This window comes from Ensifer sp. Root127 (assembly GCF_001425225.1).
GTDB lineage: Bacteria > Pseudomonadota > Alphaproteobacteria > Rhizobiales > Rhizobiaceae > Ensifer > Ensifer canadensis.
In genome coordinates, this window is the sequence record NZ_LMDX01000009.1 from 1 (window position 1) to 13,440 (window position 13,440).

General features: G+C 58.8%; 11 protein-coding genes and 2 pseudogenes. 5 read left to right on the forward strand and 8 right to left on the reverse strand.

The features are described 5' to 3' along the window. Positions 1–548: 548 nt before the first annotated feature. Positions 549–858, forward strand: a pseudogene (locus ASD03_RS40450) (hypothetical protein); the annotation flags it as partial. A gap of 897 nt (positions 859–1,755) precedes the next feature. Here the strand turns inward: ASD03_RS40450 and ASD03_RS38865 are convergent. After that, positions 1,756–1,863: pseudogene (locus ASD03_RS38865) on the reverse strand (IS30 family transposase); the annotation flags it as partial. Positions 1,864–2,008: 145 nt separating this feature from the next. On the opposite strand from ASD03_RS38865, the gene ASD03_RS11940 reads away from it, so the two are divergent. The 3 genes from ASD03_RS11940 (at position 2,009) to ASD03_RS11950 (ending at position 5,315) form a co-directional block, all read left to right on the forward strand. Next, positions 2,009–2,527 (forward strand): histidine phosphatase family protein, encoded by a 519-nt coding sequence (locus ASD03_RS11940; RefSeq protein WP_057213725.1) that lies wholly within the window; start codon positions 2,009–2,011, stop codon positions 2,525–2,527. Positions 2,528–2,633: 106 nt separating this feature from the next. Then, positions 2,634–4,538, forward strand: coding sequence for an adenylate/guanylate cyclase domain-containing protein (locus ASD03_RS11945; protein ID WP_057213728.1), 1,905 nt, complete (start codon positions 2,634–2,636; stop codon positions 4,536–4,538). Between the two features lie 240 nt (positions 4,539–4,778). After that, the gene (locus ASD03_RS11950) at positions 4,779–5,315 is read left to right on the forward strand and encodes an NUDIX hydrolase (RefSeq protein WP_057213731.1); all 537 of its coding nucleotides are present in this window, start codon (positions 4,779–4,781) and stop codon (positions 5,313–5,315) included. 366 nt (positions 5,316–5,681) lie between these two features. Here the strand turns inward: ASD03_RS11950 and ASD03_RS11955 are convergent, their stop codons facing one another. From ASD03_RS11955 to ASD03_RS11975, 6 genes are all read right to left on the reverse strand, one after another. Continuing rightward, positions 5,682–6,170 (reverse strand): hypothetical protein, encoded by a 489-nt coding sequence (locus ASD03_RS11955; RefSeq protein ID WP_057213734.1) that lies wholly within the window; start codon positions 6,168–6,170, stop codon positions 5,682–5,684. Positions 6,171–6,180: 10 nt separating this feature from the next. Beyond that, positions 6,181–6,885: a PD-(D/E)XK nuclease family protein gene (locus ASD03_RS11960; protein ID WP_057213737.1), complete on the reverse strand. Its 705-nt coding sequence runs from the start codon at positions 6,883–6,885 to the stop codon at positions 6,181–6,183. Between the two features lie 245 nt (positions 6,886–7,130). Next, the gene (locus ASD03_RS37605) at positions 7,131–7,394 is read right to left on the reverse strand and encodes a hypothetical protein (protein ID WP_082557301.1); all 264 of its coding nucleotides are present in this window, start codon (positions 7,392–7,394) and stop codon (positions 7,131–7,133) included. A gap of 19 nt (positions 7,395–7,413) precedes the next feature. Then, entirely contained in the window at positions 7,414–8,106 is a 693-nt protein-coding gene (locus ASD03_RS11965; RefSeq protein ID WP_057213740.1) for a toll/interleukin-1 receptor domain-containing protein, read from the reverse strand. A 31-nt stretch (positions 8,107–8,137) separates the two neighbouring features. Continuing rightward, positions 8,138–8,353, reverse strand: a complete 216-nt coding sequence (locus ASD03_RS11970; RefSeq protein ID WP_057213743.1) for a hypothetical protein — start codon at positions 8,351–8,353, stop codon at positions 8,138–8,140. A 135-nt stretch (positions 8,354–8,488) separates the two neighbouring features. Further along, positions 8,489–9,469 carry a WYL domain-containing protein gene (locus ASD03_RS11975; protein ID WP_057213749.1) on the reverse strand — a complete coding sequence of 327 codons (981 nt, stop codon included), beginning with the start codon at positions 9,467–9,469 and terminating at the stop codon, positions 8,489–8,491. A 118-nt stretch (positions 9,470–9,587) separates the two neighbouring features. Between ASD03_RS11975 and ASD03_RS11980 the strand changes: the two genes are divergently transcribed. Next, on the forward strand, positions 9,588–12,878 hold the full coding sequence (locus ASD03_RS11980) for a TM0106 family RecB-like putative nuclease (RefSeq protein ID WP_057213752.1): 3,291 nt from the start codon (positions 9,588–9,590) through the stop codon (positions 12,876–12,878). A gap of 159 nt (positions 12,879–13,037) precedes the next feature. Here ASD03_RS11980 and ASD03_RS38870 read toward each other — a convergent pair whose 3' ends face one another. Beyond that, positions 13,038–13,331 (reverse strand): hypothetical protein, encoded by a 294-nt coding sequence (locus tag ASD03_RS38870; RefSeq protein WP_156407946.1) that lies wholly within the window; start codon positions 13,329–13,331, stop codon positions 13,038–13,040. Between the last annotated feature and the right edge of the window lie 109 nt (positions 13,332–13,440).

Here is a 13,440-nt window from a genome sequence, read left to right on the forward strand (position 1 = left end):
GCGGACACGAAGAGCAGTAGACGCCGGCCTCGTTCTGCGCAGGCGCACGGCGGAGCACCTGGCCAGTCTCTCCTCAAACAGAGAGTATCTCGTCATCCGGTATCGTCCAGACCTGACGGCCTCGATCTCACAGATGAGCCGGCTTATGGCGACCCTTGATGAACTCTCACGCAAGGTCAGAAAGATGTTACGGGCTTCGTCGCAGGGGTGCAGTCGCAAGCCTGGCTGAGGTCATGCGGTTCCTTGGCCACATCCAGAATGCCTTTCTGGCTGGGGCACTTGGATGCCCTTCGTTGAACCGATGCGGTAGAAGGCTTCGAGCTAAAGGAGCAACAGCAAAGTGACGGCTCACCGCCTCTTCATCGGGTTTTTGAAGTTTTCCGCAGCCGCGGCTGCGGTTCGGTCGGCATAACTCGTTTGGGGAATGGCGCGCGCAGCGATGGAAGTTTAAAGACTGGCGCACGGTGGCAGCCGTTGGATATTCGATGCGTCGGCACGAGGCGACGCTCGAATATCCCTCGCCCATCATTCCGGCTCACGCTGCACCGCTGTCGTCAAGCCAAGAGCTCAGCCGCGCACCCTGTGCGGTGTCACGGCGACGTCGCCCACACCATTTTGTCGAACGCAAGGTGCCGATCAATGAAATGGCGCGCCCACTCGGTCGGCATCGATTGACGATCTATCGCGAGATCAGCGCAATACACTCCTCGATCGCGAGCTGCCGGGATATAGCGGTTACTTCTCGACGGTTGCCGACGACATCAGCAAGAGCGTCGGCGGCGCTTGAGGAAGCTCAGACGTCATCCGCAATTGCGCGAACTGGTCATCGACAGATTGAAGGCCTATTGGTCGCCCGACTAAACCGATCGGAAGCGGCAACATGCCGCCAGCCCGGGATGTCGATTTCTATCCTTCGCCTTGAAGGGAACCGGACCGCCGACCGCGAAAGAAATGGCTCGTAGTTGGAGTCACTCGTCTCCGAACACGGCGTTGAAACGGGGGATCGATGAAGCCGGCCTCAACGACGGGGCGGTGTTCCGACGCATTGAAGCGGCCTCCGCAGTGGAGGCGCAATGCCAACGTCTCAGTCTACAACGTTTCCAGCTGCGGCGTAATACCGGCCCCTAACAGCCAAGCATCATCGAAGTTACCCGCTCGGCTATGATACGTGCACAACTACTCAATTTAGTTGCGATGAAATCTAACTTCGGCTGCGCTACACTCTCCCGTGAAGTATGATGGAGGACGTTTTGCCATTCAGGCCAATTTGGGCGTGCTGTCTGGGTCTGCTAACCGGAGCGATCCTTGGCTATCTGACTGGATTTGGCGCGGGTATGGGAATGCCGGAATTAGGGCCAGAGTTAGTCGGACTAATCGGCGCAATCGCCGGAGGTATTGCAAGCGTGGTTGCCATCGGATGCCTTGAGGAGAAGTGATCAAATGTCCCTCAGAACTGCGCGTGTTCAGATCGGACTAGGCTGGGCCCTAATGATTATCGGTGCGCTCCTGAGCGTAAACTTAATGACAGATATGGGTTTGGTTATCTGGGGCATTGGATTGGTCCTACAGATCGTCGCCTCGATTATGTATCTCGCTTCGAAGACCGGCGGGGGCCGTCTCGGGGGCGCATGAATCAATCGCGCCCTCGGTTTTGGCATTTGCAACCGCGCGTTAGCCATCGTGCAAGCAAACAATACATCTTCACTAAGCGGGCCTCGGCCTAAATCATAATCGTCGCATTTCGAGATCAGTGCATTGCGATACGGCTGCAAGATCCGTATCGCCTGGCATGAACCGGCGAATGCGCTTGTTCACGTTTTCCACCGCACCTTTCTGCCAAGGCGCACTGGAGTCGCAAAACCAAACCTCATCCAGCTTGCAAGCCATCTCAACGACCAGTCGCCTTCGTCCGACCTGACCTAGAGATACCGATTCGGCTGTCTGCAACCTCTGTTGCATGGTAGTATCGTCTCGTTTCCCCTGAAAGAACGGACCAGGGAGCACGGCCATGGAAGCTAGGGCCCTCCGACTGCTAATCGGTTTGGCTACCTGCAGCCTTGTTTTTCCCCATTCAGTCGGCGCGCAGGAGGCGATCTACATCGTTCGGCACACTGATCCGCCGTCAACACTGAACCTCGATGAGATTCGCGACGAAACCCCACTGTCGGAGTCCGGACAAAAACGGGCCAAGACGCTAGCTGAGCGATTGAAAGATGCAGGCATCACCGTCGTCTATGCCACGCAAGCTAGGCGCACGGTCGAGACAGCCGAGCCTCTGGCGAAGGCCCTTGGACTCGAAATCCGTGTTCATTCCTATGAGGACAGTGGCGGCTTGGTCCGACTACTTCGCTCAGAGCACGGCAAGGACAAAGTGCTTGTTGTGGGGCATTGGAGCACCATTCCAGAGATTCTCGCGGCGCTGGGAGATTCCGAGGAAATCAAGATTGAACGAAGTGCGTTCGACAATCTGTTCGTGGTTATCCCGAAAGGGGAGCAAGCGCCGGTCGTGCTGCATCTTCACTACTGAAAACTGAAGCTAGAAACATCAAACCCTCAAGCGAGCGATTTCACGGGAGGTGGCGTCCCGGACTACACCCCGCCGTTCTTCTTGCCCGCAGTTCGCTGATCTTCGGATGTCTATTGTCGGTCCGAAATTGTTGGCCTGGAAACTCCTGCCGAAGACTCGATCGGCGGCTGGCGACAATGCTTGGTCCAACAGCGGCGACAAGGCATCATCGAAGCGTCTACGCCGCATCCCCATACACGTTGCATTGGCGGCAACGTTCGGCATCATCATCGCGGTCACCGCGGCAGCGCTGATCCTCGCCCTGGAAAGCGGCCGCCAGAACACAGTCGCGCTCGTCCGCGACCGCAGTGAGCGAATTATGGACACGATTGTGGAACGGACCCGATTGCACCTCGATCCAGCCCGCGACCAGTCCGAATTCTTGGCCAGACTTTACCTCGACGGCGAAATCGACCCGCAGGACGAAGATGCCTCTATGAGCCAGCTTCGGGCGGCACTCGCCGGCCTCCCGCAGATCGCTGCGCTCGCCGTCATCCGCACCGATCTGACGCAGCTACGCGTCGAACGCAATGGCGACGAAGTCGTCTTGCGAAAGATCGACATGCGTACCGTGCCCGGCCTGGACGATGCGTTTGAGATGGCGCGGCGCGCAGGCCGCCCGGTCTGGGGAGAGCTTCTCTGGAGCGAACGGCTGAAGCAGCCGCTCGTCAATGTTCGCACCCCGCTGTGGCATGAGCGTTCTTTTCTCGGGATCTTGTTGACCACGGTCACGGTCGCAGAGCTGTCACGCTTTCTCGCCGAATCGTCCGCAGGGTCAGATGCCGGCGCATTTGTTCTTCTCGGCCGCAATCATGTCCTCGCCCATGCAGCACTTGCGCACAACCCTCAGCTATTCAAGCGCGACAAGCCCCTTCCGGAAGTGACCGAGATCGGGGACCGGGTGCTGGCGTCGATTTGGAACGCGGAGACAGAGGAGAGCGCGGCTCCTTTCGTAGGTTCGTCGAAAAGCCATATGGTCACGGTCGATGACACCTCTTATGTCTTTATCTACCGCGACATCCCCGGATACAGCGATCAGCCTTGGCTGATCGGCCGCTATTTACCGGTCGACGAAGTTGGCGGCGAAGTGCGCCGACTTGAGCAAGCGGCCTGGCTGGGGCTCGCGGCTGTGCTTGCTGCCGTCACTTGCGCCTGGATTGTCGGCTACGCGATCGGAAAACCGATATTGCGCGTGGCACGCGCAACGTCCGCAATTCGCACGCTCGATCTCACGGCTGCCCGCCCCCTCGCCGGCAGCCATCTTCGTGAACTGGACGAGGCGATCCGAGCCTACAATGCGCTCATAGCGACCTTGCACTGGTTCGAGACCTACGTACCTCGACGCCTGGTCAAGCAACTCATGGCACAGGGCGAACAGGCGACAGCCCTTGTAGAGCGGGAAGTCACTGTGCTGTTTACCGACATCGTCGACTTCACGAGCCTCGCCGAGCGGCTAGCGGCGTCCGATGCGGCGGCGTTCGTCAATGACCATTTCCGGCTCCTCGCCGCATGCGTGGAGGCGGAAGGAGGCACCATAGACAAATACATCGGCGACTCGTTGATGGCGTTTTGGGGAGCGCCTGAATTGCAACTGGATCATTCCGCCCGAGCCTGTCGCGCCGCGAACGCTATCGCAGTGGCGATTGTCGCCGACAATCGGAATCGACGAGAACTTGGCCTTCCGCCTGTGAGAATCCGGATAGGCATACATGCTGGCCCCGCGATGGTGGGAAACATCGGGGCTCCGGGGCGCATAAACTTTACGCTGGTCGGGGATGTCGTGAACACTGCGCAACGTCTCGAGGAGGTCGCCAAAGAGTGTATGACCGACGACGACCAAGCGGTCATTTTGGTCAGCGACATCGTGCTGCGATCTGCCGGTTCCGGATGCTTGGCGCGATCTGTCGGCCAGCATGTGTTGCGCGGCCGCCATGAAGTGACGAACGTTTTCAGGCTAGGACTCGGTGAGTGATCCCTGTGCGTCTCAAAAACGAACCAAAGCATGTGTAATCGGTGGCGATCTGCATCATTGACCATGATGGAAAGGTTCGACTTGAGCGATCCGTCCCATCTCACCCGCCGGACTCAGTTCACTGCCTGCACGAGTTTGGCGAACCAATTCACCAGGTAGGGCTGGAAGCTGACACGCTGACCCAACATCTGACCAACGGGGCAGGGTTCGACGTGGTGTGCATGGAGGCTCGCCAAGTCAATGCCGCTCTTTCAGCCATTGCGCGACAAGACCGACAAACTCGCCGCGAAACCGGACAAGCTGTTTACGGGGGCCTTCCGCCAACAATATGGGGCATTGTGCTTCCGCTTCCGTGACGAAGGCCCGGATGTCCAGGTGCTAGTGATGACGTCTCGCGACAGCCGGCGATGGGTGATCCCCAAGGGATGGCCGATTAAGAAGAAAAAGCCCCATGAGGTCGCAGCAATCGAAGTCTGGGAAGAAGCCGGAGAAAAAGGGCAAGCGCGAGAAGAACCGGTAGGCAGATACACCTATCTGAAATGGCTAGACAATGGTGATGTCGCCCCCGCCATTGTGGATATCTATCAAATACCAGTGTTTGCTCAGACTGATGACTTCAAGGAAAAAGGTCAGCGTGAACTAGCGTGGGTTTCGCCCGACGAGGCAGCTCGACGAGTGCGCGAAATCGAGCTCAAGTCTTTGCTAGTCGAATTTAAACCAAGTTCGCCTCGCCCGCCGCCTGTGCGTTCGGCCGCGCCCCGAAAAACTGATGGCTAAATTGCCGGCAGTTTCAGTCGATACATTATGCGATCCTGGACGCACAAACCGGAAACAAACCCGGCACATGATCGTCACGCCATGTCCCCGACAGCGTCTTACTTCCGTACTGTTCTGGTCGACCCGTACGCTAACGCGCTCGCCAAGCAACTCGAAATCGCGAGCGGTGTAGCGCACCCCCAGAGGAAATTGGCGCACAAACCGTCTCGATTAATCGTCGCACTGCGGCTCGGGACGGAGGAAGGAATTCCAACAGATCTTAGTCTAATCCAGCCTGGTCCAAGGCCCGCTGAAACGTCGCTTGGAGCGAGGACACGGCGTCAAGTGCTCGACGAACCGGCAACACCGCATCGCCTAAATCATCGTTCAAAAGCCTTCGGCGACCAAGAGCGGATCCAAAGAGCATCGGATGAAGAAATTGCATGCATCGCTCATGTAGACGCCACCCTTGGCCATCTCATCCGCGACGGCGCGCGCCACCGGCTTCCATGCCTTCGGTTTGGCGACGGATTGGTCGAACCAAAGGCAAAGGTCTCCTCCCGCTTGACCGAGATAACGAGAAAGCCACCAGTGCGGCTCACCCGGTGCTCCACTGTTGGTGTCTTCCGGACCCTTGTCGAAATAGAACTGACCAGAGACGTTTTCACCATCAGCTTGCTGCCACGAAACCGGAGCGAGCCGTATCTCCTCCTCGTTGAATTCGCCCACCCATCCTTGATCTTTGGCCCACGCTTCTACCTCATCTGCAATAGCCGTCCAGATACGGGTTTCGATGAGGCTGATCTGTTTGGCGGTGGCGTCCAGATCAGCGATGTTTCTAACGATCAGGCTGTCAAGTTCGTTCGTGCTTGGCATAGTTGTCTCACTAGAGTGATCTGATGTGGTCGGCAAAACTAATCGCGAGATGAGCGCCTATATTTGCTGTAGGAGTTGCTTTCTGGACCTGCTTGATCGCCCTTGAAACATCGAGCCACGTGATATGCACGCAATGTTCGGGTAGCAGGGGTAGCCGCCCTGGCGTGAGAAAGAGAACAGCAAAATTCTGCTTTCCGCGCACGGAGGCTTTTGTTTTCGCGACAGATGCGTAGCGCGAAAGCTGATTTGGTCCATCCGCGGCATCGATCTTCACCTCAATGAAAACAATGAAGTCATCACCCTCGACTTCAATGTCGACTCGATTTTGTCCGTCGCCGATCGGGACGGTTTCACCGGTTGCTCGTAGAACCGTGCCGAGTTCAAAGGGGCGCAGTTGGTCCGGTATATGTTGCCAAAGACATTCAAAATAGGCGGCAAGAGCACCGTGCGATCCTCGGGGATCAAGGAGCCAGGTGAGGACACGAGCCGTTCGAACTTCATTGCGTTCTAAGCCAATCACGGACCAGATGTCGCCGGCATTGCCTACTGTTCTGGAAGATGAGATATGGCGACCGAGATCCGACAGGAGTGCCCGGAGCTTCGCCTCGCTGGGAAGCCCCAGCTTGGTCGTTGTGGCCTCCGAGAGAAGAGGCTTCATCTTCTGTAAGAGCTTACCGAGTCGCACGTGGAGTGGATGATCGACTATTTCGGACATCTACTACTTCGTTTCTTCATCGTTCTATCGATCGGTAAGCGATTTGAGACCTGTTCGGCTCGGAGATTTATTTGTGCCGTTCTCAAGGGTTCACTGCGCAGAAATATGCAGCGTGGTAATTACCAAATTGCTCACAGGCAAGCGAATGCCGCCCAACGGATCCGCGCCCGGCCTCTCAAGCCTTGAACGGATGTCAATCAACGACCCGCTATTTCGACATCCCAACTGCTTAGGAATGGTCTCCGCTACCAGTTGTCTCGGCGTCGGATTGGGAACATATCCTCACCGCGGTGGTGTAGGCGGGTATGATGTAGCCGGCATAGCCAACGTACTTTTAGGGGCTCGTCGTATCGATCGTGATGGGCATCGACCGCTTTAGTCCCACAGACTTCACACGTTTGCTTTTCCAGATCACCCGCCTTCACCGCCCGCTGTACGGCAAGATGAGCATCATATTTGGCCGGATTGGCGCGGCGCCAGTTCGCTTGGCGGGTATCGGTTTTCAGCATCGAACCATCCTAAATGAAGCTATGTCGCAACAAGCTCGGCGAGCTTGTCCGCCACCACCGCCATTGTGTCTTCTTCGGTGCTCAGGCCGCTTCGCGAGGCCAGAAGAGGGCTGACGTTGCGGAGAGCTTCATACGTCGTGTTGTGGACGATAGGTACGAGCTGTTCGGTCGCCAGGAGTGCCGAAAGCTCTTTGTCGGAAACTCCTGCTGCTGGAAGACGGCGCAGCAATGCGGGCGTGACCAGTACGATCCCGACGCGCGACTTCACCAATCCCTTGTCGATCTCGCGAAGCAACGACGTACCGAGGGCAACGTCCTTTTCGCTGAACCAGACTGATACACCACGTGCTTCGAGCAGATCATGCAGCGTCTTGGCATCCCCCTGCCGGTCATCCCACGCATGGCATAGGAAGACATCACGGAGATCAGGTAGTTCCGCTCGATTCTCTGCCGTCTGGCGGATTGGAGTGAGTGCCCGCACTTCTGTGGGCGTATACAATACGGACGAACCGGCTTTCGACCATTTCGCACGTACACGACCAGACCCGCCGCCGCTTCCTGACGAAGCGCGATAAGACGGTGAATACGAGGACGACCCGTAACCGCTATAACTGCTGTAGCCACGATAGCGGCTGCCGCCACGGCATGCCGGGCAATTCGCTGCGGCACTCGCTGAGCGATGCCCTTCTTTCGGTGCTGTGCATTGAGCCATTGGAAGAACTCTCTTTATAGCAATGTTGCGTTCAACTGTCCTTGATCGTTGTGCGCGGGTTGGCCTTGCCATGCTTAGTGGTCACGAACCGACCCGAGATGGCACTCCGATAGGTGCCGCCCGTGCTCCCGCCATCCTTCGCTTCCCGCACCGTCGTCCGCGGGCTTGCCAGTCCATGTTTGGCTGTAACAAACCGTCCACTGATTGCGCTGCGGAAATTGCTTCCGCCTCCTTTGCCTTTCGCCATTTGCCTTCTCCTTACCGAACGACCCTAGGAATCGGGCCACTTCGATAGTACTTCGACGAGGGTGTCAGAAGTTGACACCCTCGGAACGGGTAAAGCTAACGGTATGCCGCTTCTGTGCTTCCGAGTTCGTATCGGTTATGGCAGGGCGTCGAAATCGCTTCTGCGATGGTGTTCCACCAGGCAGCGCAGTCCCTCGGGGGCGATGACTTCGACTGCATCGCCCCATGAATAGAGATGCCACGCCATTTCCAGCCAGCCCGCCGCACGAAATCGCACGATAAGACTGCCATCCTCTTGCGCTTCAATGGTTTGTTTGGGGTGGAAGCAGAATTCAGCCGCCCGCGCTGCAGCGCGGGGCGCAAAACGCCAGATGACTTCGTCATATTGCGCCGGGTTTTGGTAAACGCCGAATGCTTGGGCCGCGTAATCCTCCAGCGAAAAGCCGGGCGCAAGGCTGAAGCTCTCATCCAGGCACTGGGCGCTCAGTATCTGGTCCATCCGGAAATTGATTGTGTCTTCGCCGCGGGCCGGCTGGCGCGCCACGAGATAACTTCGATGCCCCAGCAGGAGACCATGAGGTTCGACGATCCGTTCGGGCGCGTCCTCTGTTCTATAGCGTAACCGTAGGCGGAACGGACCGCGCAGGCCCTCTATGACCGCATCCAGTACCGCCGGCACCAAGTTGACCCGCGGTCCGGGGCGCGTGACCGATCCCATCCCTAATAGAACCGCTTCGACATCGGTTTCGGTGCGCAAGGCGTCTTTGGGCGTCAGGCGTGCCAGCAATCCGTCGCGCAGATCATCCAGCGCGGCAGCGTGGCGCAAACGGCCATCGCCGCGCGCCGTTCTGCTAGCGATCTCTAAGGCCTCGATTGCCGTATCCTGACGGATCTGGAGGCGGTCGAGCATCGGATCGGCGACTCGCCAGCGCCGCCGGCGGTCCGGGCCATCCATCGCTTCGACATTGGTGAACACGGTCTCTAGCGCATCGGTCATGCGTTGTGCTGTTCGATGCGAGACGGCAAATTCCTCGCAGATTTCATCGAGGCTGATTCCGGTCCGCCGCGTGGCGGCCAGCCGTGCAAGCCTGATCAGGTCCTGAGCTTTGGAGAACATAGTTAAATTCCTGGGCCGCCCACTATGTCAGATATTGACACCCACACACGCTATGGCTGAAATTGCAGTCTGTCGAGATGCAATTCTTGTCGCGGATTGCGCTCGATCAGGGGGTGGCATGCGAACTATTGAGGACAGAGTACTTTTGTCCGCATCGGATCTGATGCGGTTCATGGGCTGTAACCACGCGACCACACTCGATCTCGCCTATATGCGCGGCAACGGGCCGGTACCCCGCGAGGACAGCGATGACGCGGCTTTGCTCCAGAAGCAGGGCGATGCCCATGAGGCCACCCATCTGGCGAAGCTCAAGGCGTCAGGTGTGTCGGTAATTGAGATCGCGCGGTCCGATCTGGCCGACAATGCAAGGGAAACCCAGGCGGCCTTGGCCGAAGGGCCGCAGATCGTCTTTCAGGGGGCGCTACTTGGTGACAAATGGGGCGGCTGGTCGGATTTCCTCGAGCGCGTCGAGCGCCCGTCGGACCTTGGTTCCTTCAGTTATGAAGTGACCGACACCAAGCTCAAGCGTCGTCCTCATCCCAAACATGTGCTGCAACTGGTGCTGTATTCGGACTTACTGACGCAGATTCAGGGCGTCGCGCCTGAATTTGCTCATGTCGAGCTGGGCAATGGCAACCGCGCGCGGCTGCGCCTCGCCAACTATCAGGCTTATGCCCGCATGGCGCGCCAGCGGCTCGAGGCTTTCCTGGATAATCCGGTGCCCACTCGGCCGATCCCTTGCGCCGATTGCGGGTTGTGCCGTTGGGGCGATCATTGCGAAAGCCAGTGGCAGGCTGAGGACAGCCTATTCAACGTCGCTAATATTACACGGACCCAGGTCAAGAAGGTTGAGGCGGCGGGTGTTACCACCATGGAGGTGCTGGCTGCGCTCGATCATCCGATCCGCGGTATGGCCGATACTACCAGGGCACGGCTGGTGACGCAGGCGCGTCTGCAGCATGCCCGCAAGACCGGGGCGCCCGCCTTCGAGTTGCGCGAGCCGGAACCCGACAAGGGTTTCGATCTCTTGCCCGCGCCACAGCCGGGCGACATCTTCTACGATATCGAGGGCGACCCCCATTACGAAGGCGGCCTCGAATATCTGCACGGCGTCTGGTTCGATGGGCAGTTCAAGGCCTTCTGGGCGCATGACCATGGCGCCGAAGCGCGGGCCATGTCCGAGCTCCTCGATTTCTTTCGACAAAGGCTCGCGGCCTACCCCAAAGCGCGCATCTATCACTATGCGCCCTATGAGATTACCGCCTTGCGGCGGCTAACCGCCAAGTACGGGATAGGCGAGGCCTTACTCGACCGTCTTCTGCGCGAGCGGCGCTTTGTCGATCTTTTCTCCGTGGTGCGCGGCGCGCTTATAGGCTCGGAAGCCAATTACTCGATCAAGTCGATGGAAGCCTTCTATGGGCGGGTGCGCGAGGGTGAGGTGAAAACCGCCGTCGGCTCGGTCGTCGCTTATGAGCGTTGGCGCGAAACCGAGGAACAATCGATCCTCGATGAAATCGAGGACTATAATCGTATCGACTGCATCTCGACCGAAGAATTGCGCGACTGGTTGGTGAGCATTCGGCCTGCCGCGCCTTGGCCGCTGCTGGCGGCCGATGCCAGCGACAAGGAAACTCAGGAAGACGCCGAGTCGCAAGCCTTGCGCGCCAAGCTTGCCATATCCGGCCTGCCGCCGACGCGACAGGAGATGTTGTTCAATCTCGGCCTGTTCCACAAGCGCGAGGCCAAGCCGGCGCAATGGGCGGTCTTTGACAGCGTTGGCAAGGACGAAGACGATCTGATCGATGATCTCGATGCGCTGACAGGTCTGGAGGCGATCGCCCCCGCAGAACCGGTCAAACGCTCGATGCTGCGGCGCTACCGCTTTCCCGCCCAGGAGACCAAGCTGCGCGCCGGTCGCAACGCGACTGTCCCGGTCGTCGATGGACCACCAGCCAGTGTTGGCATCGAAGAGCTCGATCGCACTGAGCGCGTCATCACAGTCAAGGCCGGGCCAGCCAAAGTGCACCTCCTCACGGATCGTCTGACGCTGCATCCCGATTGGCCGCTCAGCACGGACATTATTGCCGCCGCCTTGCACGACGTGATCGACGATCAGTGTGGCGTGCGCCGCTTCACCGCGCTCGATGATCTGCTTGCGCACGCAACCCCGCGTCTTGTGACGGGACCTCGCACCGATCTGCTTGGTGGCGCCGATCCTTTGACAGGCACGATCGCGGCGATCGCCGCCATGGACGGCACAGTCTTGCCCATCCAGGGACCGCCAGGAACCGGTAAGACTTATGTCACGGCGCGTGCGATCTTGGCACTGGTACGCCAAGGTCACCGCGTTGGCGTGGCCTCGAACAGCCACGAGGCTATTCGCAATGTGCTGATGGGGTGTCTTGCCGCGCAAGGTGATGGCGATCCCGTTTCCAATCTGTGCATCGGCCACAAGGTCAGCAGCGGCGAGAATGGTTATCCGGAAAGCTGTACCGCCATCATCCGCTCGACTGCCAATGACGATTCCCTGTGGGACCGCGCCCATGTGATTGGCGGTACCGCTTTCTTCTTCGCCCGGCCCGAAAAGGAACAGGCGCTCGATTGGCTATTCGTCGATGAAGCCGGGCAAGTGGGGCTGGCCAATATGGTCGCAATGGGCCGCTGCGCGCGCAACATCGTGCTGGTCGGCGATCCGCGTCAATTGCCACAGGTCATCCAGGGCGCGCATCCCGATCCGGCCAACCTTTCCTGTCTTGAATGGATGCTGGGCGATCACGCCACCGTCCCGCCTGATCGCGGCATCTTCCTGCCTGTCTCGCGCCGTATGCATCCCGATGTCTGCGGGTTTATTTCGCGGCAAGTCTATGACGGTCGGCTCATCAGCGCTCCCGAAACGGCCGTCCAGGCGGTGCGCGGGACGGGCTGGCCCGAAGCTGGCGCATTCTGGGTGCCGGTCGCGCACCAGGCCAATTCCCAGATCGCGGCCGAAGAAGTCGCTGCCATCCAAGCGACGATTGACGATCTGCTCTCGGGAACCTGGACCGATAAGGATGGGAAAACGCGCGCCCTTGGTCCCGCCGATATCATCGTCGTTGCGCCCTATAATGCGCAGGTCAATGCCCTGCGGGACGCCTTGCCTGCTGCCATTCGTGTCGGCACGGTCGATAAGTTCCAGGGGCAGGAAGCACCCGTCTGCCTGGTATCCATGACCGCCTCGTCGGTCGAAGAAACACCCCGCGGCATGGATTTCCTGTTCTCGCTCAACCGCATCAATGTCGCTGTCTCGCGCGCCAAGGGCCTTGCGCTCGTTTTCGGCGCGCCGCAGCTACGCGAAGCAAAATGCGACACCGTCGAACAGATGCGCCTTGTGAACACGCTATGCGCCTTGCCTAAACTTGGAGAATTTTGAATGTGGGAGAATTTCGAGGCGCGCCTCGACGAAAATGAGCGCGATCGACCCGAAGCACTGCGCCGGGTGCTTTTCGACGTGGTGCGTGGCTCGGGCCTGCGCCCGGGCGATGGCGTCACCAAGAAGATGGTGTCCTTTGAGTTTGGCGCGGGCGAGCGGCTACTGTGGGAAATCCAGAACCCGGCCAATGTCTTTCTTCATGCAAAATGGCGCGATCTGGCCGAGGCGAATGGTTTCGCCAACGAGTTGCGGCCCTATCAGAGCGGTATGAAGGATGGCGGGCGGCATTCTGCCCTCAGCCGCGACTGGTCCTTTGGCGATGCCGACTCCTGTGTCGTGAAGATTGAGAATGCCGAAGCTCTGCGCCGGCTGATCGCGGTTCTGTTGCAGTCCGGCGATGCGCTGGTGCTTAATCCGTCTGTGATCACGCGCTGGATCGAGCGGCTGCGCCATTTCTTTCCGGCCCTCGATAGGTTCGATCGGCCCGATCCGCATTTCGATGAGGCGGAACGGACCTACAAGCTGGAGATTTCAGCCGAGCTCAAGGCGGCGATTGCGCAAG

What these genes read in the sequence shown, in the direction of transcription:
- ASD03_RS11940 (WP_057213725.1), top strand. Translation starts at nt 2,009, where the DNA reads ATGGAAGCTAGGGCCCTCCGACTGCTAATCGGTTTGGCTACCTGCAGC.
- ASD03_RS11945 (WP_057213728.1), top strand. Translation starts at nt 2,634, where the DNA reads ATGTCTATTGTCGGTCCGAAATTGTTGGCCTGGAAACTCCTGCCGAAG.
- ASD03_RS11950 (WP_057213731.1), top strand. Translation starts at nt 4,779, where the DNA reads ATGCCGCTCTTTCAGCCATTGCGCGACAAGACCGACAAACTCGCCGCG.
- ASD03_RS11955 (WP_057213734.1), bottom strand. Translation starts at nt 6,170, where the DNA reads ATGCCAAGCACGAACGAACTTGACAGCCTGATCGTTAGAAACATCGCT.
- ASD03_RS11960 (WP_057213737.1), bottom strand. Translation starts at nt 6,885, where the DNA reads ATGTCCGAAATAGTCGATCATCCACTCCACGTGCGACTCGGTAAGCTC.
- ASD03_RS37605 (WP_082557301.1), bottom strand. Translation starts at nt 7,394, where the DNA reads ATGCTGAAAACCGATACCCGCCAAGCGAACTGGCGCCGCGCCAATCCG.
- ASD03_RS11965 (WP_057213740.1), bottom strand. Translation starts at nt 8,106, where the DNA reads ATGGCTCAATGCACAGCACCGAAAGAAGGGCATCGCTCAGCGAGTGCC.
- ASD03_RS11970 (WP_057213743.1), bottom strand. Translation starts at nt 8,353, where the DNA reads ATGGCGAAAGGCAAAGGAGGCGGAAGCAATTTCCGCAGCGCAATCAGT.
- ASD03_RS11975 (WP_057213749.1), bottom strand. Translation starts at nt 9,469, where the DNA reads ATGTTCTCCAAAGCTCAGGACCTGATCAGGCTTGCACGGCTGGCCGCC.
- ASD03_RS11980 (WP_057213752.1), top strand. Translation starts at nt 9,588, where the DNA reads ATGCGAACTATTGAGGACAGAGTACTTTTGTCCGCATCGGATCTGATG.
- ASD03_RS38870 (WP_156407946.1), bottom strand. Translation starts at nt 13,331, where the DNA reads ATGGCGCAGCCGCTCGATCCAGCGCGTGATCACAGACGGATTAAGCAC.